This is a genomic window from Mesorhizobium sp. WSM4983 (genome assembly GCF_029625765.1).
GTDB lineage: Bacteria > Pseudomonadota > Alphaproteobacteria > Rhizobiales > Rhizobiaceae > Mesorhizobium.
In genome coordinates this window covers 368,798-392,915 of the sequence record NZ_JARTVM010000004.1, presented here as the reverse complement: position 1 = coordinate 392,915, position 24,118 = coordinate 368,798, and the positions used below count along the sequence as shown (strand labels likewise).

At 64.1% G+C, this 24,118-nt stretch carries 25 protein-coding genes; 12 read left to right on the top strand and 13 right to left on the bottom strand.

Going from position 1 to position 24,118, the window contains the following annotated elements:
• Positions 1-155: 155 nt before the first annotated feature.
• Both P9254_RS16000 and P9254_RS15995 read right to left on the bottom strand, forming a co-directional pair.
• Positions 156-938, bottom strand: a complete 783-nt coding sequence (locus P9254_RS16000) for an SRPBCC domain-containing protein (RefSeq protein WP_278056929.1) — start codon at positions 936-938, stop codon at positions 156-158.
• Positions 935-1,255: an ArsR/SmtB family transcription factor gene (locus tag P9254_RS15995; RefSeq protein WP_095784085.1), complete on the bottom strand. Its 321-nt coding sequence runs from the start codon at positions 1,253-1,255 to the stop codon at positions 935-937. Before P9254_RS15995 ends, P9254_RS16000 begins: the two co-directional genes overlap by 4 nt.
• Positions 1,256-1,396: 141 nt before the next feature.
• On the opposite strand from P9254_RS15995, the gene P9254_RS15990 reads away from it, so the two are divergent.
• Positions 1,397-1,576: a CsbD family protein gene (locus P9254_RS15990; protein WP_082953881.1), complete on the top strand. Its 180-nt coding sequence runs from the start codon at positions 1,397-1,399 to the stop codon at positions 1,574-1,576.
• A 148-nt stretch (positions 1,577-1,724) separates the two neighbouring features.
• Entirely contained in the window at positions 1,725-1,904 is a 180-nt protein-coding gene (locus P9254_RS15985; RefSeq protein ID WP_095784086.1) for a CsbD family protein, read from the top strand.
• A 130-nt stretch (positions 1,905-2,034) separates the two neighbouring features.
• Here P9254_RS15985 and P9254_RS15980 read toward each other — a convergent pair whose 3' ends face one another.
• The gene (locus P9254_RS15980) at positions 2,035-3,168 is read right to left on the bottom strand and encodes a metallophosphoesterase (protein ID WP_278056928.1); all 1,134 of its coding nucleotides are present in this window, start codon (positions 3,166-3,168) and stop codon (positions 2,035-2,037) included.
• 145 nt (positions 3,169-3,313) lie between these two features.
• On the opposite strand from P9254_RS15980, the gene P9254_RS15975 reads away from it, so the two are divergent.
• On the top strand, positions 3,314-3,907 hold the full coding sequence (locus P9254_RS15975) for a hypothetical protein (RefSeq protein ID WP_278056927.1): 594 nt from the start codon (positions 3,314-3,316) through the stop codon (positions 3,905-3,907).
• Between the two features lie 45 nt (positions 3,908-3,952).
• On the opposite strand, the gene P9254_RS15970 is transcribed toward P9254_RS15975, so the two are convergent.
• Complete coding sequence (locus P9254_RS15970; RefSeq protein WP_278056926.1) at positions 3,953-4,612, bottom strand: TetR/AcrR family transcriptional regulator; 660 nt, start codon at positions 4,610-4,612, stop codon at positions 3,953-3,955.
• A 115-nt stretch (positions 4,613-4,727) separates the two neighbouring features.
• Here P9254_RS15970 and P9254_RS15965 point away from each other — a divergent pair, with 115 nt between their 5' ends.
• Positions 4,728-5,486 (top strand): NIPSNAP family protein, encoded by a 759-nt coding sequence (locus P9254_RS15965; RefSeq protein ID WP_127403617.1) that lies wholly within the window; start codon positions 4,728-4,730, stop codon positions 5,484-5,486.
• On the opposite strand, the gene P9254_RS15960 is transcribed toward P9254_RS15965, so the two are convergent.
• Both P9254_RS15960 and choX read right to left on the bottom strand, forming a co-directional pair.
• Positions 5,487-6,323 carry an alpha/beta fold hydrolase gene (locus tag P9254_RS15960; RefSeq protein WP_278056925.1) on the bottom strand — a complete coding sequence of 279 codons (837 nt, stop codon included), beginning with the start codon at positions 6,321-6,323 and terminating at the stop codon, positions 5,487-5,489.
• Positions 6,320-7,258, bottom strand: a complete 939-nt coding sequence (choX, locus tag P9254_RS15955; RefSeq protein WP_278056924.1) for a choline ABC transporter substrate-binding protein — start codon at positions 7,256-7,258, stop codon at positions 6,320-6,322. The genes P9254_RS15960 and choX overlap by 4 nt, the downstream gene beginning before the upstream one ends.
• Before the next feature lie 108 nt (positions 7,259-7,366).
• Between choX and betI the strand changes: the two genes are divergently transcribed.
• Positions 7,367-7,978, top strand: coding sequence for a choline-binding transcriptional repressor BetI (gene betI / locus P9254_RS15950; protein WP_278056261.1), 612 nt, complete (start codon positions 7,367-7,369; stop codon positions 7,976-7,978).
• 11 nt (positions 7,979-7,989) lie between these two features.
• Here the strand turns inward: betI and P9254_RS15945 are convergent, their stop codons facing one another.
• Positions 7,990-8,949 (bottom strand): LysR family transcriptional regulator, encoded by a 960-nt coding sequence (locus tag P9254_RS15945; RefSeq protein WP_278056923.1) that lies wholly within the window; start codon positions 8,947-8,949, stop codon positions 7,990-7,992.
• 105 nt (positions 8,950-9,054) lie between these two features.
• Here P9254_RS15945 and P9254_RS15940 point away from each other — a divergent pair, with 105 nt between their 5' ends.
• The 4 genes from P9254_RS15940 to P9254_RS15925 all read left to right on the top strand — a co-directional run bounded on the left by P9254_RS15940 (position 9,055) and on the right by P9254_RS15925 (position 12,332).
• Complete coding sequence (locus P9254_RS15940; RefSeq protein WP_127246831.1) at positions 9,055-9,537, top strand: cupin domain-containing protein; 483 nt, start codon at positions 9,055-9,057, stop codon at positions 9,535-9,537.
• Between the two features lie 131 nt (positions 9,538-9,668).
• Complete coding sequence (gene fumC / locus P9254_RS15935) at positions 9,669-11,066, top strand: class II fumarate hydratase (RefSeq protein ID WP_127325725.1); 1,398 nt, start codon at positions 9,669-9,671, stop codon at positions 11,064-11,066.
• A gap of 291 nt (positions 11,067-11,357) precedes the next feature.
• The gene (locus P9254_RS15930) at positions 11,358-11,780 is read left to right on the top strand and encodes a DoxX family protein (RefSeq protein WP_127246829.1); all 423 of its coding nucleotides are present in this window, start codon (positions 11,358-11,360) and stop codon (positions 11,778-11,780) included.
• A 129-nt stretch (positions 11,781-11,909) separates the two neighbouring features.
• Positions 11,910-12,332: a DoxX family protein gene (locus P9254_RS15925; protein WP_127246828.1), complete on the top strand. Its 423-nt coding sequence runs from the start codon at positions 11,910-11,912 to the stop codon at positions 12,330-12,332.
• Positions 12,333-12,336: 4 nt separating this feature from the next.
• On the opposite strand, the gene ppx is transcribed toward P9254_RS15925, so the two are convergent.
• The gene (ppx, locus tag P9254_RS15920) at positions 12,337-13,872 is read right to left on the bottom strand and encodes an exopolyphosphatase (RefSeq protein WP_095829080.1); all 1,536 of its coding nucleotides are present in this window, start codon (positions 13,870-13,872) and stop codon (positions 12,337-12,339) included.
• Positions 13,869-16,064 (bottom strand): RNA degradosome polyphosphate kinase, encoded by a 2,196-nt coding sequence (locus P9254_RS15915; RefSeq protein ID WP_095784098.1) that lies wholly within the window; start codon positions 16,062-16,064, stop codon positions 13,869-13,871. Before P9254_RS15915 ends, ppx begins: the two co-directional genes overlap by 4 nt.
• Before the next feature lie 240 nt (positions 16,065-16,304).
• Here P9254_RS15915 and P9254_RS15910 point away from each other — a divergent pair, with 240 nt between their 5' ends.
• Positions 16,305-16,550: a zinc-finger domain-containing protein gene (locus tag P9254_RS15910; protein WP_066997164.1), complete on the top strand. Its 246-nt coding sequence runs from the start codon at positions 16,305-16,307 to the stop codon at positions 16,548-16,550.
• Positions 16,551-16,576: 26 nt separating this feature from the next.
• Positions 16,577-17,803, top strand: coding sequence for an FAD-dependent monooxygenase (locus P9254_RS15905; protein WP_278056920.1), 1,227 nt, complete (start codon positions 16,577-16,579; stop codon positions 17,801-17,803).
• Positions 17,804-17,950: 147 nt separating this feature from the next.
• Here the strand turns inward: P9254_RS15905 and P9254_RS15900 are convergent, their stop codons facing one another.
• The 4 genes from P9254_RS15900 to P9254_RS15885 all read right to left on the bottom strand — a co-directional run bounded on the left by P9254_RS15900 (position 17,951) and on the right by P9254_RS15885 (position 22,210).
• Entirely contained in the window at positions 17,951-18,754 is an 804-nt protein-coding gene (locus P9254_RS15900) for an amino acid ABC transporter ATP-binding protein (protein WP_066997155.1), read from the bottom strand.
• A gap of 15 nt (positions 18,755-18,769) precedes the next feature.
• Positions 18,770-19,927 carry an amino acid ABC transporter permease gene (locus tag P9254_RS15895; protein WP_066997152.1) on the bottom strand — a complete coding sequence of 386 codons (1,158 nt, stop codon included), beginning with the start codon at positions 19,925-19,927 and terminating at the stop codon, positions 18,770-18,772.
• Positions 19,928-19,931: 4 nt separating this feature from the next.
• The gene (locus P9254_RS15890; protein ID WP_127241988.1) at positions 19,932-21,119 is read right to left on the bottom strand and encodes an amino acid ABC transporter permease; all 1,188 of its coding nucleotides are present in this window, start codon (positions 21,117-21,119) and stop codon (positions 19,932-19,934) included.
• 62 nt (positions 21,120-21,181) lie between these two features.
• Positions 21,182-22,210, bottom strand: a complete 1,029-nt coding sequence (locus tag P9254_RS15885) for an amino acid ABC transporter substrate-binding protein (protein ID WP_278056917.1) — start codon at positions 22,208-22,210, stop codon at positions 21,182-21,184.
• Positions 22,211-22,789: 579 nt separating this feature from the next.
• Between P9254_RS15885 and P9254_RS15880 the strand changes: the two genes are divergently transcribed.
• Positions 22,790-23,959, top strand: a complete 1,170-nt coding sequence (locus P9254_RS15880) for a cystathionine beta-lyase (RefSeq protein ID WP_278056915.1) — start codon at positions 22,790-22,792, stop codon at positions 23,957-23,959.
• Positions 23,960-24,118: the final 159 nt, after the last annotated feature.

The following is a 24,118-nucleotide window of genomic DNA, read 5'->3' as shown; positions in this document are numbered from 1 at the left end:
ATCCGGCCGAGCAAAAAATTTTGTTTTGCCGGGAACCCTTTTGCCGGCTGGCGGTTTTGTCCCTGTTGTCGGCAGTTCACGAGTATCGAGAAAAGCTGATGACAAAAGACGCCTCCCGCGCCCTGAAAAAGCGCGAGAGGCGTTTTCCATTCGCCTTACATGATCGTGCTCATCATCGGCAGGATTTCATAGCGGAAGCCGCGGCCGGAAAGCGCCACCGGGTCGCCTTCGGTCACGGCCTTGGCCTCGGCTTCCGTGCCGACCTGCAGGATCAGAAGCCCCCACGGTCCGGCTGGATCGGCGACTGGGCCGGCAATCATCATTCTGCCTTCACGAAGCAGGCCGCGCAGATAGTCGGCATGCGCATTCATCAGCGCCCTCTCCTCCTCCGTCAGGGTGAAGGCGAAATCCGGACGCGGCGGGATCAGCCGGCAATGGAAGACCGAAGCCGACCTGGCATCGGTCTCCTTGGCAAGGAATTCGTCCAACCAGCCCAGCACGCGCTCCCAACCGGAACCGTGATCGCGGCAGGAGTCCCGTCGCGATCCGAAGCCGTCATGGCGCAGCGTCAGCCGGGTGCCGTTCTCGACGGCTTCGAGCGTATAGGTGACGGTGGTGAGGTTATCGCCGTCCCAGGGCGCCTTCCAGGTCATCACCAGACGATGCGGCGGCTCGACCTCGAGATACTCGCCGGCGACATGGAAGTCCTGCCCGTCCGCACCCTTGCCTTCCGAGCGCCAGGCGCCGCCCGGCCGGACATCGGCCGTGTGCTTCGTCGTCCGGTACATGTTGTCGGCGCCCCACCAGAGCGGGATCTGGTCCTCAGCGGTAATGGCGCGGAAGACGCGCTCCGGCGGCACGGCGATCGTCACCGTGGCAAGAATGGTACCGGCGGAAATGTCGGCGATCGCGCGGGGCTTGTCTTGGCTGGCCATCATTCATTCTCCAGGTAGGATTTGAGATTGCCGAGGCTGTGCTGCCAGAAGTCTCGGTAAGGCAGGATCCAGTCGGCGACATCCTTCAATTCCGCCGGCTCCAGCCGGTAGACGCGCTCGCGGCCGTGCCGCTGCTCGGAAACGACGTTGAGCTCGCGCAGTATCCTCAGATGCTTGGAAATCGCCGGCCGACTCTGCGAGAAGGCGGACGCCAGTTCGTTGACCGGCGCGGGGCCCTGCCGCAGCCGGTCGAGGATGGCGCGCCGCGTCGGATCGGCGATGGCGCGGAAGACGGAACGGTCGTGCTCAGCCTGCGGCATAATGCGTATCCATTTGGTTACATATTATGCCGAATTCGGTCGCCGGTCAATTATCCTCGACCGGTGTGCTTTGGCGCAACGGAACCGCGAAGCACTCCGGCCCGTTTCTCCTCGCGAATTGGATCTCCGGGAGATGCGGAGATGGTGAACATGGACCAAATAGTGGGCTTGGCGAAGCAGATCAAAGGTTCGATCCGGCAAGCCATAGGCAAGGCCACCGGCAACCGGCCGATGGAAATCAGGGGCATGGCGGACAAGTCGGCAGGCCAGGTGCAGAAGGCCTGTGGCGACATGAAAGCCATGCTCAAAAAGGCGATGTGACCAGCAGGCCCCGCGGTCAGATCTGAAACGCCCGGCACGGGCTGCCTGTCATGCCCAGGCTGCACGGAACTCAAGCATTGCCCGTTCGTTGTCATGCCGGATGCGGTTGGCGCATCCCGCTCCTATTCCAGGCCCAGGAGATGCGGATATGGTGAACAGGCATCAAGTTGCCGGCATCGCCAAGCAGGTAAAAGGCAGGCTGAAGCAGGCGGCCGGCAAGGCCACCGGCAGCCGGCGCCTGCAGGTGGAAGGCATGTCCGAAAGAATTGCCGGCAGGGTTCGCAAGGCCTATGGCGACGTGAAGGACAAGGCTCGCAAGGCGCTCTGACCCATAGCCGCGAGGGCAATGGCCGACCCGCGCGCCGGCCTGCTCGTCGTTTGAGCGTCGACCGCGCCAAGACCGCAGAACAGCTCGAACAACGGGCCTGGCGCAACTCTACCTGGCGCGCTTTCTCCGTTCAGGTGGCCCAGCTTTTGGCGAAGGCGTTGGTGAAGACGACCTCGCCATGGTCGCCGGCCGCCTCACCCAGCACCACGTCCAGGTGGTCATCGGTCACCCGCGCCAGCGCGAAGCCGCCCATGAAAGCCGCCTTCGGCTTGACGAGGTCGAGCCCGTCGCGCCGGTAGATCATCGGCACTGCGTGCTGATGGCCGTGGAAAATGGCGATCACATTATAACCCTTCAGCGTGGCGACAAGCGCCTGGCGGTCGGCGTCGCCCCACCAATGCGGGCGGCCGGCGCCGTCGTCGCCATAGGTGCGCTTCACTGGATCCCAGCGCTCGACCGAGAAGGTGTCCCAACCATAGTGCTGGAAGAGAATCACCGGACGGCCGTCGCCGGCATAGGTCGCCAGATCCTGCTTCAGCCATGGCAGGCTGCCTATTGCGTCATGGCCGGTGTCGCCGGCGAAGCGATGCGTCTGGACGAGGTGCAGCCCGCCCCAGTCCCAGGAATAGCAGTCGGTGTCGACATCGTAATTGGTCGCCGGCACCGGCGGCTTGAAGAAGACGCCGGGGCGATGGTTGACCTCGACATAATCGCGCATCTCGCGACGGTACCAGTCGACATGGCGCGTCGGTCCATTCTGGTCGAGATCGTGATTGCCGAGCCCGACATAGACCGGAACATGCACGCGATCAGGGCCGATCCCTTGCTGGTAACGCTGGCTGAACTGCAGAAGCTGTGTGCCTTCGCTCGGCTCAGTGATCTGGCCGCCGCCGTCATCGGTGATGTCGCCGCCGGTGACGAGGCCGAGCGGCGTGGCGATGCGTGTGCCGGCCGAGCGCAGGCCGGTGGCAGCGCCGCTGATCTCGGCCGGCCACTCTTTGTCGTCGATTGCGTTGAGCACGGCCACATTGCGCAGCAATGCCGCGTCGGTCTTGCCCTCCTGCTCGCAATGCGGGCTGAGCCCGGTCGCCATGCGGCAGGCATGGATATCGGCGATGAACAGGAAGGTGGCGTCAATCGGCTGGATAGGCTGGCCGGTCTGGGCGAAAGTGGTGTCCGGCAGGGCGCAGGTCGCGGCAAGGCCGGCCGCCCGGGCCAGGAAATCGCGCCGGGACAAGAATGCTGAGGATAAGCGATTCATCATCGCGCCATTGGAACATTTTCAGCGCCGGATCGTCCAGATTGGCGGCTCTTTTCAAGCATTGGTTGAATTCGTGAAGGGCACTTTGGGTCGACAGCGCAGAGAGGGTCTGTCATTCCTTCCAGAACACATTTCCAGGGGAGAAGGCATGAAACCCGTGACGACCTGTGTGGCCCTCTCCATGCTTGCCCTCGCCGGCACCGCCGAGGCGGCCGACTGCGTGGACGCCAAATCCGCCAAGGCCGGCTTCGTGCTGGAGAAGCCCGGCATCCGCAGCGAGTTCCGGCCGGCGCCGGGCGGCATGGTCGCGGTCGCCAACAACTACCAGTCGCAATCGCCGCAGACGCAATATCGCTACGCCGGGCTGATCGAGATTTTCCGCGATAGCGACACGGGCCGGCTGTCAATGATCCCGCTCGGCGACCTCAAAAAGCTCTTCCCGCTGAAGGCCGGTGCCAAGAGCAAGACCGAGTTCGTGCGGCTTTCGGCGAAGAAGGCGCCGAAGGGCACCGAAACACTGGCTTTAAGCGTCAAGGGCAAGGACACCTACAAGCTGGGCGACTGCAAATACACGGTGCTGACGGTGAAAGAGACGCTGACCGGCGATTCCGGCACGGTGATCGACAGCTTCACCGCGCTCTATTCGCCCGACCTGCAAGCGGTGCTGGCGCGGCGCTACGACGAGGGGACGAGCGCGCAGAGCGAAGTGGGGTTCGAGACGATCAAGCCGCTGAGGGAGTGAAGGCTGCCTTTCAGTCAGGGACTTACGATGATCCTCATACCGGCATCAGCGGATTGCCTGCTGCCGCACCACCCTGCGGCGTCGTCTGGCGGGCGAACCGTTCTGTGATGGCGGGGGCTCGACCCGCTCCAAACCCTCCAGGCACTGCCGCAACACACCGGCATCCTGCTCGGCCTTGGCCATCGACATGGCGCCGGAGTAAGCCGCCACCGTCAGCGCGGCAAAGCGGTCGGGATCGGTTCCACCCTCCCCGCCGGCCTCCTGATCGGCGCGCACCTTGTCGGCGATCACCCGCCGCCAGCCGGCGAAGATATCGGCCAACGCCATACGGAAGTCGGGATCGGCGAGCGACAGCTCATGCGCCAGATTGTTGAGCGGGCAGCCGCGCACATAGCCCTGCTGCTCGAGCGCGGCCGCCACCGCCTCGAACACGGCGCGCACGCCCTTGCGCGCCGAAGGCGCCGCCCGCACCGGCTCGATCCAGGTCTCCTCAACCGCGGCCGCCACCCGCTCCTCGATCACCGCCAGCGCCAGCGCCTTCTTGGTCGGGAAATGATGGTGCAGCGCGCCGCCGGTGACGCCGGCCGCCGCCATCAGGTCGCCGAGGCTCGAGGCGTGATAGCCGCGCGCCTGGAAGCAATCTTCCGCCACGTCGAGCACGCGCCGCCGCATGCCCTGCGGATCGTTGGTGCGCTTCTTGCGCATCGCCACCTCCACCTTTCCCCGTCGGAGAGAAGGGGAAGAACGTAGCATATTGACAAAACAGGACAACCGGTCTGTTTATAAACAGGATGAACACCCTGTTTTCGAGAGTCTAGCCATGAACAGACCTTCCCGCCTTGCGTCGCCGATCGTGGAGCTCAGGCAATACACATTGAAACCCGGCGATCGCGAAACGCTTATCGCGCTGTTCGACCGGGAGTTCATCGAGAGCCAGGAAGCCGTGGGCATGACCGTTATCGGCCAGTTCCGCGACCTCGATCGTCCCGACATGTTCGTCTGGCTGCGCGGCTTCGCCGACATGGAGGCCAGGAGGAAAGCGCTCACCGCCTTCTATGAGGGCCCGGTGTGGGCCGAGCATCGCGACGCCGCCAATGCGACGATGATCGATTCCGACGACGTGCTGTTGCTGAAGCCCGCGTGGCCGGACGCCGGCTTCGACCTGTCGAGGCGGGAGCGGTCGACCGTGAGCGAAGGCGAAAACAAAAGTGCGCAGCCTCACTTAGACGGCATTGTTGAGATTTCGATTCATCATTTGCGCCACGGCATGGAAACCGGCTTTGCCGAGCGTTTCCGGGCGGAAATGGTTCCGCAACTGACGGCCAGCGGGGGCCGGCTGCTCGGCGCCTTCGTCAGCGAGCATGCCGAAAACACTTTTTCGCGGCTGCCGGTGCGAGCCGGCGAAAATGTCTTCATCGCAGTCATCGGTTTCGACGATGGCGACGCCCATGCGAACTATCGGTCCGGCCTTGGCGCTTCTCCGGCATGGCAGGCGGTTCGCCAAACCATGCAGGCTGCTTCGACGCAGCCGGCAGAGACGTTGCGCCTCACGCCGACGGCCCGATCGCTGTTGCGGTAGTCACTCGGCTGGCAGCACGTCGGCTATTGCCTTGGCGACGAAGGCCGGGTCTTCCCAGTGCGGATTGTGGCCGCAGTCCTGCGCCCAGACGAGACGCGATCCGGCAAGCGCCTCGGCCAAAGCCTCCTGGTGCGCTTCGCCGAAGAGCGGATCGCAGGCGCCGGCAATGATCAACGTCCGGACCCGCACGGCCCGCGCCGCCGCGGTCAGATCCGTCCGGCGGATTTCTTCGAGAATGGCGCGCCAGCGCGCCGCCGGCATCGCCGAAGCGTCCGCCGCCAGGCCGGCAAGAAGGGCCCGCGGCACGCCGGACCCGCAGGCGTGCCACCAGTCGTAGAACGGATCAGTCGGCGAGATCGGGTCGCGCAGTTCCGCCACCCCGTCAACCAACGGATGGTCCGGCGCGAAATCTGCCTTCAGCGCCCCGGCCAGGATGACCAGCCCGCCGACCAGTTCCGGATGCCGCGCGGCCACCTGCATGGCGACCATGCCACCCAGCGAATGGCCGAGAACGACCGGCCGGGCGAGCCGCAGGTTGCGGATCAGCCCGGCGACATCGTCGGCGAAATCGGCGATGCCAAAGCCCCTGCCCGCCTGCGAGGCGCCATGGCCGCGCAGGTCCGGCATGACCAGCCGCCGCGCGGAAAGATGCGGCGCCAGCAACGAGAAACTGCGGCTGGTGTCGGTGAAGCCGTGCACCAGGACGAGCGGCGGTTCCGAGCCGGCGACCTCGACATAGGCGAGGTCGAGGCCACCGACATCGACGAATCGCTTGCGGCCGGCCCAGGCGTCCTGCTCGCCCCCCTGTCCCGACAGATCCAATGCCGCGGGCCTCACAGTCCAAGCTTTTCCTTGACCGCGGCGAGGCCGGGCTTGCCGTCGAAGGTGGTGACGCCGGCAAGCCAGGCGTCGACACGATCCTTGTTGAGCGCGATCGACTTAAGCGCCGCTTCCTCCGGCTTCATGCCGTCATTGATGAGGTAGCCCATGCCGACATTTTCCAGATCGATGTCGAAGGCAAGGTTCTTCAGGAACTGCGCCACGTTCGGGCACTCCTGCAGGAATCCCTTGCGCACCTGGGTCGTCACCGTCGCGGCGCCGAAATTCGGGCCGAAGAACTTGTCGCCGCCGGTCAGATACTTGAAGTCGTACATCGTGTTCATCGGATGGGGCGCCCAGCCCTGGAAGACGATGAACTGCTTCTCCTTGATCTCGTAGCCGACCTCCGAGAGCATGCCGGCTTCGCTCGATTCGACCACCTGCCAGCCGTCGAGCTGGAACTGAGGATCGGCGATAGCATCCATCATCAGCTGGTTCGAGCCGGGCTCGATGCCGTACATCTTCTTCCCGAACTTGTCGGCGAATTTGTGCAGGTCGGAGAGATCCTTGACGCCGGCTTCCCAGACATAGGTCGGCACGGCGAAGGTGTATTTGGCGCCGACCAGATTGACCCGCACATTCTCGATCGAGCCGTCCTTCCTGTAAGGCTCGTAATAAGTGACCATCGCCGGATCCCAGTAGCCGAGGAACAGGTCGAGGTCTTTGTTCTTCATGCCTTCGTAGATGACGTTGATGCCAAGCACGTCGCTCTGCGGCTCATAGCCGAGCACCTGGAGCAGGACCTTGGCCACGCCCGTCGTGAAGGCGAGATCGTTCCAGCCGGGCTCGGCCATTCGCACCACCTTACATTCCTCCGCCTCGGCCGCCTGAACGGTTTGAGCGGCCACCATCAAGGCAGCGAGACAGACGCCATTCGCAAGCAAGCGCACCATTCCGGTTCTCCTCTGTTGACCATTTGGTCATGTTATTGTCCCAGTGGTCAATCATTGATCTGAGCGGGCGAAAATGTCAACATGGATTCGCAAACATGGATCGATCCGGTGAAGCTCACACGTCTCAGCGACATACGCCGCAAGGAGTTGCGGCAAGCGGCCTTTGCGGTGCTCGAGCGCGAGGGCATTGCCGGCGCCACCTTGGAAAAGGTCGCGGCCCAGGCCGGCGCCTCGAAGGGCATCGTGCTGCACTATTTCCGCAACAAGCAGGAATTGTTCGAGCACGCGATGCGCGAGGCCAATGCCGTGCTGTGCAACGCGGTGGTGGCGCGGCTCAAGCGCGCGCGAACGCCGATCGAGCGGCTGGACGCGGTGATCGAGGGCAATTTCGAGGAGCATTTGTTCCTGCCGCCGCTCTGTCACGCCTGGCTGTCGCTCTGCGCCGAGGTGCCGCGCGACGAGAAGCTGGCGCGCATCCAGCGAGTGATCCACGCGCGCATGCGCTCGAACCTGTTGTCCGGCCTGCGCGGCCTCGCATCCCCGGAGTTGGCCGCGGAGATCGTACTCGGCGTCACCGCACTGATCGACGGGCTGTGGCTCAGGCTTGGCCTGCAGCCGGGCAGCGTGTCGCGCGCGCAGGCGGTCCGCCAGGTCAAGGACTATGTCGCGGGGCGGCTCGCGCTGCGCCAGCCCGGGACCATCGGCCTGGCGGCCGGATAACAGAGTGAGATCTACTCCCCGACCTCATCCTCCAGGTTGCGGAAACCGAGCGCCTCGACCTCCACCAGGATCTGCTCGCGGATCCAGCGATGCGGCGCCTCGTCGTCATGGCGGGCGTGCCAGTACATCCTGACCGCCGGCGAGGGAATCGAGATCGGCGCCCGGTAGATGCCGAGCGGCAAGGATTTCGCCGCCACCGCCGCGAACTGCATTGGAACGGCCGCCAGATAGGGTCCGCTCGCCACGGCCAGCGCGACCGCCTGGAAATGCGGCAAGGCAAGCGTGACCCGGCGCGTCCGGCCCATCTTCCCCAGCGCGTCATCGGTGAAGCCCGACATCGAGCCGTCGATGGAGCGCAGCGCGTGCGGCAGCTCGCAGAAGAGATCGAGCGGCACCTGCTCGCCTTCGGCGATGCCGGCCCGATTGAGCGCTGCATTGCCCTTCGCCGCGATGACGGCGAAAGGCGAGCCGAACAGCGGTACGCTGGAAACCCATTCGGCGACTTCCAGGGGACGCTCCAGCGCCACGTCGATTTGGTCCTCCTGCAACAGTTTCGAGACGTCGCCGATGGCGCTGTCGAGGAAGCGGAACGACACTGATGGCGCCACCGCCGCGATGCGCGCGGCAAAGGGCGGCATCAGGAGCATGGAAAAGAAATCCGCGCCCATGAAGGTGAAGGTCCGCTCCAGCCTGGCCGGATCGAAGTCCTTCGCCGGCTGGAAAGCACGCTCGATCTCGCGCAGCGCGGCACGCACAGGCCCGGCCAGGCTTTCGGCGCGTGGCGTCGGCACCATGTCGTTGCCGCGCCGCACGAAGAGCTGGTCGTTGAGCGTATGCCGCAGGCGGTTGAGCGCGGCACTCACCGCAGGCTGGCTGAGGCCGATCTGCTCGCCGGCGCGCGTCACGCTTTTCTCGCGCAAAAGCGCGTCGAGCACCCTCACCAGGTTGAGATCGAGCGCGTTCAAATTCATCGCATCAATTCAGCCCATATGATCATTCGATTTCCATCGCCCACGCGTCGCTGGTTAGTTCGCCGTCGACGCCGCTTCGCCGGCCCAACACAAAGCAGAGACACCATGACAATGATCAACCGGACCATCGCAGGCAAGGAACTCCTTTGGTTCAACAACACGCTCGTCGCCATCCAGGTCTCTTCGGCCGACGGAGAGGACGGCATCTGCGTCATCGAGCATCGCCTGCCCTATGGCGATTCCCCGCCGCTGCATATGCACCGCAACGAAGACGAGGTGTTTCACATCCTCGAAGGACAAATGCGTTTCCAGATCAACGGCCATGAGCGGGTCGTGGGCGCGGGCGAAACCGTCATCGCGCCGAAGGGCCTGCCGCATACATACAGGGTCGAATCTCCGCAAGGCGCGCATACGCTCACCGTCACGCGCGGCTCGGATTTCGAGACGATGGTGCGCCTGGCGAGCCGCCCCGCCGAACGGCCGGACCTGCCGCAGCCGGGGGCGCCGACGCCCGAGATGATGGCGACGCTGACGAGACTCTGCGCCGAGAACGGCATCGACATCGTTGGACCGCCGATGGAGGGCTGATCTGGCCCACAAGGGGGGAGATCGGCAGCCCCCTTCAACCGATTTGCATCTTCCTCGCCCGCAATCTCCGCTTGAAGGGTTTTGTGCAACGCGATACGCCCTTGCGCAAATCGACAGACCGGAGATTTCCCGTGAGCGCTGAGAAGACCAGAACCGAAACCGATACATTCGGTCCCATCGAGGTCGCGGCCGACCGCTACTGGGGCGCGCAGGCGCAGCGTTCGCTCGGCAATTTCAAGATCGGTTGGGAAAAGCAGCCGGCCTCGATCGTGCGCGCACTGGGCATCGTCAAGCGCGCCGCGGCCGAAGTGAACATGGAGATGAAACGACTGGATCCAGCCATCGGCAAGGCAATCGTGGACGCCGCGCAGGAAGTGATCGACGGCAAGCTCAACGACCATTTCCCGCTCGTGGTCTGGCAGACCGGTTCGGGCACGCAGTCCAACATGAATGCCAATGAAGTGATCTCCAACCGGGCCATCGAGATGCTCGGCGGCGTGATGGGCTCCAAGAAGCCCGTGCACCCGAATGACCACGTCAATATGAGCCAGTCGTCAAACGACACCTATCCGACGGCCATGCATGTCGCCTGCGCCGAGCGGGTCGCGCATCACCTGATCCCAGCGCTCCACCATCTGCACAAAGCGCTCGACGCCAAGGCCCGCGCCTTCAACCACATCATCAAGATCGGCCGCACCCACACGCAGGACGCCACACCCCTTACGCTCGGCCAGGAATTCTCCGGCTACGCCGCGCAGGTCGCGTCGTCGATCAAGCGCATCGAGCAGACGCTGCCCGGCCTGCAGGAACTGGCGCAGGGCGGCACCGCGGTCGGCACCGGGCTCAACGCGCCGGTTGGCTTTGCGGAAAAGGTGGCGGACCGGATCGCCGCCATCACCGGCATCGCCTTCGTCACGGCGCCGAACAAGTTCGAGGCGCTCGCAGCACACGATTCCATGGTGTTCTCGCATGGCGCGATCAGCGCGGCGGCGGCGGCGCTGTTCAAGATCGCCAACGACATCCGCCTGCTCGGTTCAGGCCCGCGCTCGGGCCTCGGCGAGCTGTCGCTGCCGGAGAACGAGCCGGGCTCGTCGATCATGCCGGGCAAGGTCAACCCGACGCAGTGCGAGGCGCTGACGCAGGTCTGCGTGCAGGTGTTCGGCAACAATGCCGCGCTAACCTTCGCCGGCAGCCAGGGCCATTTCGAGCTCAACGTCTACAACCCGCTGATGGCCTATAATTTCCTGCAGTCGGTGCAGCTGCTTGCCGACGCTTCCGTATCCTTCACCGACAATTGCGTCGTCGGCATCGAGGCGCGGGAAGACAACATCAAGGCGGCGCTGGAGCGCTCGCTGATGCTGGTGACGGCGCTCGCCCCCACCATCGGCTACGACAACGCCGCCAAGATCGCCAAGACCGCGCACAAGAACGGCACCACGCTGCGTGAGGAAGCTCTTGCCACCGGGCTGGTCAGCGAGGCCGACTACGACCGGCTGGTGCGGCCCGAGGACATGACGCATCCGGGCTAGTTCTCGCGGCGCGGACTGACCCAAGAGGTCGCCATTTCAGGGCGAAGACGACCCGATCGGGCGTTTCGGCTAGCCTCCGAGGTCTGCGACTGCAGCCCCACCGATGGCTTGGCTATTTTGCGGGGGCACAATTTACTCGTTAATCCCAGTCCGCCGACACGATTTTCGCGCGCGTCCGACGGTCACCGAAACATACTGCCTGTGAACAATGTGTCGCCGCATCGGCGGCTTTGGTGAACAGTCTTCGTCGTCTATCTCACTGGGCATTCAACCCGATTCGGAGACTCGCCAATGTCCATCAACACTTCCGCCGCCGGTACCAGCATCGCGTCCAACAGTTCCACCACCATCCTGCTCGGCCGTATCCTGCTCGCCGTGATCTTCCTGCTTTCCGGTTTCGGCAAGCTTACCGCTATTTCCGGCACCGCCGGCTATTTCGGCGCCCTCGGCCTGCCGCTGCCGACCGTGACGGCCGTCGTGGTCGGCCTCATCGAGCTGCTCGGCGGCCTTGCCATTCTCGTCGGTTTCCAGACGCGGGTCGCCGCCTGGGTGCTCGCCATCTTCACGATCGCCACCGGCCTGGTTGCTCACACCGGCTGGGCCGACCAGATGCAGATGATCCAGTTTCTCAAGAACCTCGCCATCACCGGCGGCTTCATCCTGCTCGCCTCCTCCGGCGCCGGCGCCTATTCGATCGACGCCAAGCGCGGCTGATCTCCTTCCCTCCCAAGCTGAAATTGGCGGCGCGGAATTTTCCGCGCCGCTTTTTCGTTTTCCCGAGTGCAGGCGTACACTGCACCGAGAGCCGGTGCATTCCCGGGTAACCGGCAAGGGAGGTGGGCCATGAACCGCAACGCGTTGCTTCTCGCCTCGCGGCTCCTGCTTGCCGCGCTGTTCGTGCCCTCGGGCTTCCAGGTGCTGACCAACATATCCGGCACGATCGATTACTTCACCGGCCTCGGCCTGCCGCTACCGACCCTGGCGGCCTGGGGCACCGGCCTGTTCGAGCTGATCGCCGGACTTTTGATCCTTGTCGGTTTTCAGACGCGGATCGCGGCGCTGCTGCTTGCCGCCTTCACTATCGTCGCCGGCTTCATCGGCCATTTCGGCCAGGGCGGCGAGGATGCGACCTTAGGATTCATGCACCGGCAGATGCTGATGAAGGACATTGCCATTGCCGGGGGCTTCCTGGCGCTCGCCATGGCCGGCGCCGGCGCATGGTCGGCCGACGGCCGCCCCTTCGGCGTCGGTGCCGAGATCACCTGATCCGTCACTTGACGGAAATGCTCGGCCCGCCCTCGACCGCCAGCACCAGCCGGCGGTTGGTGATGCGCGCCAGCTGCGCCAGTCGCCCGGCAGGTCGTTCGCCATAGAGGTCGGCAAGCGACGCCGGCAGCACCAGCGCAAGCGCACCGTTGCCGCGGCTTTCCCATTTCAGCCGCGGCATGACCCCGGGCATCGCCGCCGTCAGCAGGTAGACGACGCGCATCATCGCCGCCAGCGCGCGGGCGCGCTCGAGCATCCGCGGCGGCGCCAGGGTCTTGATCTCGGGCGCGATCGCATCGTTGAAGATGCCGTCATGGCGATAGGCGTTGGTCAGGGCCAGATAGGCGCGGCCAGGATGGTCGACGCCGATAAAGGACGCATGCGCGATGATGTTGAGCGACTGCCGGCCGCGATATTCGGGATGCGCCCGCCAGCCGATATCGGCAAGCAGGCAGGCGGCGTGGCGGTAGCGCGCCTCATCCACCGTCTCGTCGATGCCGAAGGCCTTGAAAGCCTTGTCCGTCCATTCGACGAGGTCATGCGCGTGATGGACCGAGCGCGAGCGCAGCAGCGCCAGTTCCTCCGCCGCGGAGATCAGCGGATCCGCCTTCTGCTCGGCGGCGTCGAGCAGCGAATAGAGGAAGCCTTCGCGCACGCCCTGCGCCGAGACGACGATCTTCGAGGGCTGCATTGCCGCCATGATTTCCTGCAGCACGACCGCACCGTAAGGCAGCAGCGAGCGGCGGTTCTTGGAGACGCCTTCGATGCCCTTGACCTTTTCGACCTCGCCCTTGGCCACCTGCCTGAGGAAGTTCAGGGCGCTGTCGGCGGCGATCTCGTAATGATGCATGACGCCGAGCGGGTAGTTGGTCATTTCCATATGGAGCCGGGCGAGGTTTCGCCAGGTTCCGCCGACGGCGTAGAACACCCTGCCCTGCCCGCCCTTCAAAAGCTTCGCCCGCGCCAGTTCCTGGCGCGCGATCTTCTGCGCCTGGACGAGAGAGTTCTTCGCCATGTCCTGCAGGCGCAGGCCGCCGAGCGGCAGCGTGATACCGTCGCCGATCGCCTCGCCATTGATGTCGACGAGTTCCAGGCTGCCGCCGCCAAGGTCGCCGGCGATGCCGTTGGCCGGATAGAAGCCGGAAATGATGCCAAGCGCCGAATAATGCGCTTCCTGGCGGCCGGAAAGCACGCGGATCTCGGTCTTCAGCACATCCTCGGCGCGGTGGATGAAGTCCGGGCCGTTGACCGCCTCGCGCGCGGCCGCGGTCGCCAGCACATAGATGTGCTCGGCGCCGGCTTGATCGGAAAGCGCGCGAAAACGGCGGAACTCCTCCATCGAGCGCGTCACCGCCTCGGGATCGAGCTTGCCCGTCGAAACGATGCCGCGGCCGAGGCCGGCCAGCATCTTTTCGTTGAACAGCATCGTCGGCGAGCGCGCCAGCCCTTCATAGACGACGAGGCGGATCGAGTTCGATCCGATGTCGATGATCGACAGCGGCCGCCGGTCCTGGAGCCGGCCCTGCGAGACTGAAATCACGCGGCGGCGTTCTTCTTGCGGCGCTTGAACTGTGCAATGCGCCTGGGCGCATGCGATTTCAGCGCGTCACCCCGTCCGGAAAGACTCGGATTGGTCATGAAATATTCCTGCGCGTTGAACGGTTCCTCGCCCTCCTCGAGCGCAGCGCGCCGGGAGGTGCCATCAGCCAATACGTCGAAACTTTGCTGATTGTCCATGATGTTGCCGAGCATGATCTGGCCAAGCACCTGTTCATGCACAGTCGGATTGGTGATCGGCACCAGGGTCTCGACGCGGCGGTCGAGATTGCGCGGCATGATATCGGCCGAGGAGATGTAGACGACCGCTTCGTCGGACGGCAGACCGTGGCCGTTGCCGAAGCAGTAGATGCGGCTGTGCTCAAGGAAGCGGCCGACAATCGACTTCACCCGGATGTTCTCGGAAAGACCCGGCACCTGCGGCCTCAGGCAGCAGATGCCGCGCACGACGAGATCTATCTCGACGCCGGCGCGGCTGGCGTCATAGAGAGCGTCGATGACGGTCGGATCGACGAGCGCGTTCATCTTCATCCAGATACGGGCCGGCCTGCCCTCGAGCGCATGGGCGATCTCCTCGGCGATGTGCCTCAGGATGCGGTCGCGCAGCGTGAACGGCGACACCGCAAGACGCATCTCCTCGGCAGGCTCGGCGTAGCCGGTGATGAAGTTGAAGATCTGCGCGACATCGCGCGCGATCGTCGGGTCGGTGGTGAAGAAGGACAGGTCGGTGTAGATGCGGGCGGTGACCGGATGGTAGTTGCCGGTGCCGAGATGTACGTAATTGCGCAGCCGGCCGTCCTCGCGGCGGACCACCAGCGACATCTTGGCGTGGGTCTTCAACTCCAGGAAGCCGAATACGACCTGGACGCCGGCGCGCTCGAGGTCGCGCGCCCAGCGGATATTGGCCTCTTCATCGAAGCGCGCCTTGAGCTCGACGAGCGCCGTCACCGACTTGCCGGCCTCCGCCGCGTCGATCAACGCCCGCACGATCGGGCTGTCGTTCGAGGTGCGGTAGAGCGTCTGCTTGATGGCGACGACTTCCGGATCGGCCGCCGCCTGGCGCAGGAACTGCACCACGACGTCGAAGGATTCGTAGGGGTGGTGGACGATGATGTCCTTCTCGCGGATGGCGGCCAGGCAGTCGCCACCATGCTCGCGGATGCGCTCGGGAAAGCGCGGGTTATAGGGCGTGAATTTGAGGTCGTCGCGCGGGATGGCGACGATCTCGGAGATCTGGTTGAGCGCCAGCGGCCCGGTGAGCACGCTGATGCGGCTCGACGACACTCCGAGCTCGCCGGCGACGAAGTCGCGCAACTCGGCCGGCATCAGCGTGTCGAATTCGATGCGGATGACGGAGCCGCGGCGGCGGCGCTTCAGCGCCGTCTCGAACAGGCGAACGAGGTCTTCCGATTCCTCCTCCACCTCGATATCGCTGTCGCGGATGATGCGGAACGTGCCCGAGCCCTTGACCTCATATCCAGGGAAGAGCTTGCCGATATAGAGGCCGACCGCCTCCTCCAGCGGGATGAAGCGGACATGATGCTTGCGGTCGGGCAGACGGATGAACCGCCGCAGCGCCACCGGCAAGCGCAAGAGCGCGCTCATCTCCTCGCCGTTCTTGCGGTGGCGCAGCTGCAGCGCCATTGAGAAACCGAGATTGGGGATGAACGGAAACGGGTGCGCCGGGTCGATCGACAGCGGCGTGAGCACCGGGAAAACCTGACCCTGGAAATGCTCCTCCAGCCAGGCCTTCTCGTCCTTGGTCAGGCCGTCGCGGGGGATGCTTTCGATGCCTTCCTTGTTGAGCAGCTCCATCAGGGCCGACAGGCTCTTCTGCTGGTCTTCCTGCAGGCGCTCGACCTCGCGCAGCAATTGCTCCAACTGCTGCTCAGGCGTGCGGCCGTCCGGGCTCTTCAACGCGATGCCCTCGCGCACCTGACCGGCGAGGCCGGCGACGCGCACCATGAAGAACTCGTCGAGGTTTGCGGCCGAGATCGACAGGAAGCGGACGCGCTCGAGCAGCGGGTGATGCTCGTTCAGCGATTCCTCGAGCACCCGGCGGTTGAACTGCAGCCAGGAAAACTCGCGGTTGACGAAACGGTCTGGATTGCCGCCGTCCGGGCTCGCCGCCTCGACGGTGATGAACTCGCTCTGCACCGGCTTCAGTTCGTTCATGGTTCCTGCTCTTGGCCACAACGTCGTTCTTTGAGCGCCATACGCCGCCGGACGCGCTATGCACGCTCTAACACGCTTTTATGACGCATGATGTCACGGAATCGCTTCGTTTCCGGCCTCATGCGCTTAACCGGCTCAACTTATCCTCTGCCAGCCTTTTGCGACAGTTTCATTTCATCGATCTTGCAAACCGGCCGGTTATGATCCAGATGCAAACGGGCCGAACTGAAGGAGACGACGATGGCAGGCGGTACCATTCCCCATTTCCAGAACGACGCGGGCCATCCGGCGATCGATATCGGCGTCAAGGAATTCATGTGCACCGGCGCCAACCCGCCTTTCGACCACCCGCATGTATTCCTCGACATGGGCGACGACAATGAAAAGGTCTGCCCTTACTGCTCGACGCTCTACCGCTATTCGCCGAAGCTGAAGGCGACGGAAACCGAGCCTGCCGGCTGCCTCTATATCGACCAGGCCGCCTGATCGCGGATCTGGGTGACCGCTAGACCATGGAGGAGGCGCGGTCCCGGCAGGTCGTCATCGCCGGGGCCGGTATCGCCGGACTGACGGCAGCTCTTGCCTTTGCCGAACACGGCCATGCCGTCACGGTGCTGGAACAGGCCAGCCAGCTCGAAGCGGTGGGCGCGGGCATCCAGCTTTCCCCCAACGCCACCCGTATGCTCAGTCGGCTCGGCGCGCTCGACCGGTTGCGGCTGAGCGCGATCCGCCCGGAAGCGGTGGTGCTGAAGGGCGCTGCCACCTTGCGCGAACTGGCGCGCGTGCCGCTCGGCCAGGCCGGCGAAGAGCGTTGGGGCGCGCCCTATCTGGTGGCGCACCGCGCCGACCTGCAGGCGGCGCTGACGGCGCGGATGGCGGAGCATCCTGAAATCCAACTCGTCACCGGCGCGCGGGTAACGGACGTCGCTGTTCACCCGCAAGACATCGCCGTCGCCGCCGAAACGGATGGCGGCAGCATCGAGGCCGCCGGCGGCCTGCTGATCGGCGCGGACGGCGTCTGGTCGTCGGTTCGCAGGCTGCTTGCGGGTCGAGAGCCGGCCTTCGGGAAGAACCGCTTCTCGGGCGAGCTGGCCTGGCGCGCAACGGTTGCAGCGACAAGCGCCGCCGGCCAGGCTTTTGCAGCAATCGCCGCCGGCGACTGCATCACCGCCTTCCTGCATCCCGGCTTCCATATGGTCGCCTATCCGGTGAGCAAAGGCAGCGCCTTCAATCTGGCCGCCTTCACCAAGGGCGAGCGCATCGCCGAAGGCTGGTCCGGCCATGCCGATCCCGCCATTCTCGCCAGCGCTATGCGCGGCACGTCGCCCGCGCTGGCGAGACTCGCCGCGCTCGCCGGGCCTTGGACGGCGTTTCCGATCCACACCGTCGAGCAGGCTCGCTGGACGATGCCGCAGGTAGCCCTGATCGGAGACGCGGCGCACGCCATGACCCCGTTCGCGGCGCAGGGCGCGGCGATGGCGATCGAGGATGCCGCGACGCTCGCCGATCTGGTCGCCGACTTCCCCGGCGATCGGCGGCAGAACCTCTCCACATGGGAAAATCTCAGGCGGCCGCGCATCGAGAAGGTGCTCAGACGCGGCGCACTCAACCGCATGGCCTGGCACGCATGGGGCCCGGTTGCGATCGCGCGCAACCTGGTGCTGGCGACGCGCCCGGCGGAGAAGCTCGCGGGAGATTTGGACTGGCTCTATGGCTGGGAGGAGCGGAACAGGCGGTGAGGCGTTCGCTGCAGCGGTGTCCTGCACGACCGCCAATGCTACCGCGCCTCGACAACTATGGAAGCGAGACCGGCAGCGCGCTTCACCAACCGGTCGCTCAAAAGCCCGGCCGTTGGCGGCCGGGCTTCTCGAATTGGCGTCAGAAGCTCAGTGCAGGATCTGCGACAGGAACAGTTTCGTCCGCTCATGGCGCGGATTATCGAAGAACTCGGCCGGCGTGTTCTGCTCGACGATCTGGCCCTGGTCCATAAAGATCACCCGGTTGGCGACCTTGCGGGCAAAGCCCATCTCGTGGGTGACGCACAGCATGGTCATGCCTTCTTCGGCAAGGCCAACCATCGTCTCCAGCACTTCCTTGATCATTTCCGGGTCGAGCGCCGAGGTCGGCTCGTCGAACAGCATGATGCGCGGGTTCATGCAGAGCGAGCGGGCGATCGCCACGCGCTGCTGCTGGCCGCCGGAGAGCTGTCCAGGATATTTGTTGGCCTGCTCCGGGATCTTGACGCGCTTCAGGAAATGCATGGCGATTTCCTCGGCCTGCTTCTTCGGCGTCTTGCGCACCCAGATCGGCGCCAGCGTGCAATTCTCCAGAATGGTGAGATGCGGGAACAGGTTGAAGTGCTGGAACACCATGCCGACCTCGCGGCGCACCTCGTCGATCTTCTTCAGATCGTTGGTGAGTTCCTTGCCGTCGACGATGATCTTGCCCTTCTGGTGCTCTTCCAAGCGGTTGATGCAGCGGATCATGGTCGACTTGCCGGAGCCGGACGGACCGCAGATGACGATGCGCTCGCCGCGCATCACCTTGAGGTTGATGTCCTTCAGCACATGGAACTCGCCATACCATTTGTGCATGCCGACGATGTCGATGGCGACATCTGTCGTCGAGATGTGCATCTTCTTGGCATCGACCTTGAGGTCTTCCGCGCTGACGGCGTTTTCGGTGGCCATAGCCAATTCCCCTTTTTATCGTTTGTAGCCGGTGTCCAGCCGGCGCTCGGTGTACATTGAATAGCGCGACATGCCGAAGCAGAACAGCCAGAACACGAAGGCGGCGAAGATCAAGCCGGACTTCGGGGTCTGCGGCGTCGCCCAGTTGGGATCGGAGAAATTCTGCTTCACCACGCCGAGCAGGTCGAACATCGAGATGATGAGCACCAGGCTGGTATCCTTGAACATGCCGATGAAGGTATTGACGATGCCGGGAATGACCAGCTTCAAGGCCTGCGGCAGCACGATCAAGCCCATCTTCTGCCAATAGCCGAGGCCGAGCGAATCGGCGCCCTCATACTGGCCCTTCGGGATCGCCTGGAGGCCGCCGCGCACCACTTCCGCCATATAGGCGGCGGCAAACAGCGACACGCCGATCAGCGCCCTGAGGTACTTGTCGAAGGTAACGCCCTCGGGAAGGAAAAGCGGCAGCATGACGCTGGCGAAGAACAGCACGGTGATCAGCGGAATGCCGCGCACCGTCTCGATGAAGACGACGCAAAGCCATTTGACGATCGGCATCTGGGAGCGACGGCCGAGCGCCAGAGCGATGCCCAGGGGCAGCGACACGGCCATACCAACGAAGGAGAGACTGAGCGTCACCAGCAGCCCACCCCAGCGCGAGGTCTCGACATGCGGCAGGCCGAACACGCCGCCGACCAAAAGGAAGTGGGCGACGACCGGCAGCACGAGGAAGAGCAGGATGGCGTTCAGCCCCTTGCGCGGCACGCGCGGGATCAGCATAGGCACCAGCAACACCACGAACAGGATGGCGACCAGGATAGGCCGCCAGCGTTCCTCGATGTGATAGGTGCCGAACATGAACTGGCCGAACTTGGCGTTGACGAAAGCCCAGCAGGCGCCGGTCCAGCCGTCGGGCTGGATGCCGCCTTGCGAGACGGTGGCGCAGACCGTGCGGTCCGGCCCGGTCCACACTGCGTTTATGAAGGCCCAGTTGATGACCTGCGGCAGGATCCAGGCGACTATGGCGATGCCGAGGATGGTCAGGATAGTGTCGCCAACCGAGGCGGTCAGGTTCTTGCGCACCCAGGCATAGGCGCCGCGCTCGCCAGGAGGCGCCGGCTGCGCCAGCGTCATCTCGGTGCGCACCCAGGACATGTCGTGTTCCTGCATGGCTCTACCTCTCCACCAGCGCCATTCTGGCGTTCACCACGTTCATCACCGCAGAGGTGACGAGGCTCAGCACCAGATAAGCGATCATCATGAGGAACACGCCCTCGACCGCCTGGCCGGTCTGGTTGAGCACCGTGCCGGCGGTGGCCGTCAGATCGGGGTAGCCGATGGCGATCGCCAGCGAAGAGTTCTTGGTGAGGTTCAGATACTGGCTGGTAAGCGGCGGGATGACGATGCGCATCGCCTGCGGGATCACCACCAGGCGCAGGATCGGCCCGGAGCGTAGGCCGAGTGCAGCCGCCGCTTCGCTCTGGCCTTTGCTGACGCCCTTGATGCCGGCGCGCACGATCTCGGCGATGAAGGCGGCCGTGTAGAAGGAAAGCGCCAGCAGGAGCGACAGGAACTCAGGCTTGATCTGAAATCCGCCCGTCAAATTGAAGGTCGACTGCTTCGGGAAGTCGAAGGTAAGCGGCATGCCGGCGAGCAGGAAGGCGAGCACAGGCAGTCCGACGATCAGGCCGACCGAGGTCCAGAACACCGGGAATTGCTGGCCGGTGGCCATCTGCCGCTGGCGCGCCCGGTGCGCGACAAACCATGCCATGGCCAGCGCTACGACAAATGCAACCAGGATCAGCCAGGAGCCGTCGCCCCAGATGCCGCGCGGAAAATAGAAGCCGCGCTGGTTGAGGAAGGAGCCGAACGGCAGGTGATAGCTCTCGCGCGGCGGCGGCAGCACCGCGAGCACGCCCGAATACCAGAAGAAGATGACCAGCAGCGGCGGGATATTGCGGAAGATCTCGACATAGACCGTGCAGATCTTACGGATCAGCCAATTTTGCGATAGCCGGCCGATGCCAATGATGAAGCCGACTATGGTGGCCAGGACAATGCCGGCGGCGGCAACGATGATTGTGTTGAGCAGGCCGACGATGAGCGCACGGCCATAGGTTGCGTCCGACGTATAGGCAATCGGCGTGTCGGAGATATCGAAACCGGCCCTGTTCCTGAGGAACTGGAAGCCTGAGGCGATGTGAAGGCGCTGGAGGTTCTCGATGACGTTGTTGACGATCCACCAGATCGAGACGAACAGAAGAATTACGACCAGCGTCTGAAAGAACAGGGCGCGTATTTTCGGGTCATTGATGAAGGAGCCGCGACCCGGCTCCTGCCGAAGGATTTCCTGCGAAGCCATAGACGATCCCCTGAAAAGAGAAACCGGGAGGCAGACGACCTGCCTCCCGGATCACATTTCAATCAGCGAACCGGCGGACCATATTGCAGGCCGCCCTTCGTCCACAGAGCGTTGATGCCGCGCGCGATCTTGAGCGGGCTGCCCGAGCCGACATTGCGCTCGAACATTTCGCCGTAGTTGCCGACCGCCTTGATGATGTTGACAACCCAGTCGTTGGAGAGGCCGAGATCGGCGCCGTACTTGCCATCGGGCTCAGTGCCAAGGAGGCGCTGGATGTTCGGATCGGTCGACGACTTCATCTCCTCGACATTGGCCTGCGTGATGCCGGCTTCCTCGGCATTGAGCAGCGCAAAATACGTCCACCGCGCGATATGGGCCCATTGATCGTCGCCCTGGCGCACGGCCGGACCGAGCGGTTCCTTGGAGATGATCTCGGGCAGCACGACGTGGTCGGCGGGCGAGGAGAGCGTCAGGCGGATGCCGTAAAGGCCGGACTGGTCGGTGGTGTAGGCGTCGCAGCGGCCGGAATCATAGGCGGCGTTGACCTCTTCCAGCTTCTCGAACACGACGGGGTTGTACTCCATCTTGTTCTTCTTGAAGTAGTCGGCGAGGTTGAGCTCCGTGGTGGTGCCGCTCTGCACGCAGACCGCGGCGCCCGAAAGCTGCAGCGCGGAGTTCACACCCGGCAGCTTCTTGGCGTTGATCATGAAGCCCTGGCCGTCATAATAGGTGACGCCGACAAAATCGAGGCCGAGCGCGCTGTCGCGGTTGCTCGTCCAGGTGGTGTTGCGCGAGAGGATATCGATCTCGCCCGACTGCAGGGCGGTGAAACGCTCCTTGGCGCTGAGCGGCGTGAACTTGACCTTGGAGCCGTCACCGAAGACGGCGGCCGCGACGGCGCGGCAGAAATCCGCATCGATGCCCTTCCAGTCGCCCTTGTCGTCCGGCGCCGAGAAGCCGGCGAGGCCGGTCGAGACGCCGCACTGGATGAAGCCCTTCTGCTTGACGGTGTCGAGCGTGGCGGCCGAAGCGGCGGACGCCATGAGCCCGAGCGCGGCGGCGCCAAGCATGCCCAATGCAATGTGTTTCATGACCCACAGACCCTTTTCTGTTACAGGCGCCCCTAATTGTAGGCGACGCTTGATCTTTTTTCGTTTGTGAATGCAGCTCCCACTTGGGCCCGCTCCCGGACCCGCATCGTTTCGCCGATGCACTGCCTCCCATTCACGAAACGCATCGAAGGCGATTATTCCTGTGAGGTCAAGGGAAATGACCGAATTGCGACACGTTTGAAAACCGATTGCCGCAAATCACCGAATTGCAGCCAAAAGCGCTCGCAAATTGGTCAAGAGCTGCAGCCGGGACCGGCAAGTCCGGCGCCATCGAAATTTTGGCCGTTACCTGAACTCCCGCCTCTTACTACTTGTTGGCGCCAATGGAAGGACTGGCGTGATTCGTAGCGAAGAAAGGCGCGCCGGGCTGCCTCCGGCGCATCGTCGCCGGAGGCCTGCAAAGGGCACGAAAGGTGAGCAGGCGACCTCTCATTTGGCCCATCCAAACACCATCGCTTGGCGGGTTCGCAGCGGTTGCGCGACCAGTTCCATCGCTCTATGGCTGAGCCCCTGACACACTGCGACGAGCGACGAACTATGGGCGACGAGCGACGAACTATGGCGACAGACGGCAGCAACATCGGCATCAACACGCGGCTTGCCCATTCCGGCAACAACCCGCGCGACTATTTCGGCTTCGTCAATCCGCCGGTCGTGCATGCCTCGACGGTGCTTTACCCCGACGCCGCCTCGATGGCCTCGCGCAGCCAGAAATACACCTACGGCACGCGCGGCACGCCGACGATGGATGCGCTCACGCTCGCCGTCGATGCGCTGGAAGGGTCGGCCGGCACGATCGCCGTGCCGTCGGGACTGGCTGCGGTGACGATTCCCCTGCTCACCTTCGTCTCGGCCGGCGATCATGTTTTGATCGTCGATTCGGTCTATCACCCGACGCGGAATTTCGCCGATACGATGCTGAAGCGGCTCGGCATCGAAGTCGAATATTACGATCCGCGCATCGGCGCCGGAATTGCATCGCTGATCAAGCCCAACACCAAGGTGGTGTTCACCGAGTCGCCGGGATCGAATACCTATGAGGTGCAGGACATTCCGGCGATCGCCAAGGCGGCGCATGCGGCAAACGCCATCGTCATGATGGACAACACCTGGGCGACGCCGCTCTACTTCAAGCCGCTCGACCACGGCGTCGACATCTCGATCCATGCGGCAACCAAATACCCGGCCGGCCATTCGGACGTGCTGCTCGGCCTGGTCTCGGCCAATGAGGCTTGCTGGAAGCAGCTCTATGAAGGGTTCTGCACGCTGGGCTGCTGTTCGGGCCCGGACGACATCTATCAGACGCTGCGCGGCCTGCGCACCATGGGGGTGAGGCTGGAGCAGCACCAGAAGAGCGCGCTCGAAATCGCGCGCTGGCTGGAGGAGCAACCGGGCGTGGCGCAGGTGCTGCATCCGGCGCTGCCGAGCCATCCCGACCATGCGCTCTGGAAGCGCGATTTCTGCGGCTCGAGCGGCGTCTTTTCGATCGTTCTGAATGGCGGCGGACAGAAGGGGCAGCACGCCTTCCTCGATGCGCTGACCATCTTCGGCCTCGGCTACTCCTGGGGCGGCTATGAGAGCCTTGCGGTGCCGGTTTTCCTCGGCGACCGCACCATCGCCAAGGGCGCCTATGCCGGGCCGCTGATCCGCCTGCAGATCGGGCTCGAAGACGTCGAGGACCTCAAGGCCGACATCCAGCGCGGCCTCGCCGCCGCGGCCGAGGCCTGAGCGACGGTGCTAAATGCCGTTGCCAAACTGAATCCGCGGACGGCCGTAAAGCCTTGGCGCGATTGAGAAAGCCGAGGCCGCTGGCGGCATCTCGCAGGCGATCCGCGCTGCAATAATATTCTCTCCAGTCGCGAATATACGGATTGGTTTGGCTTCCAA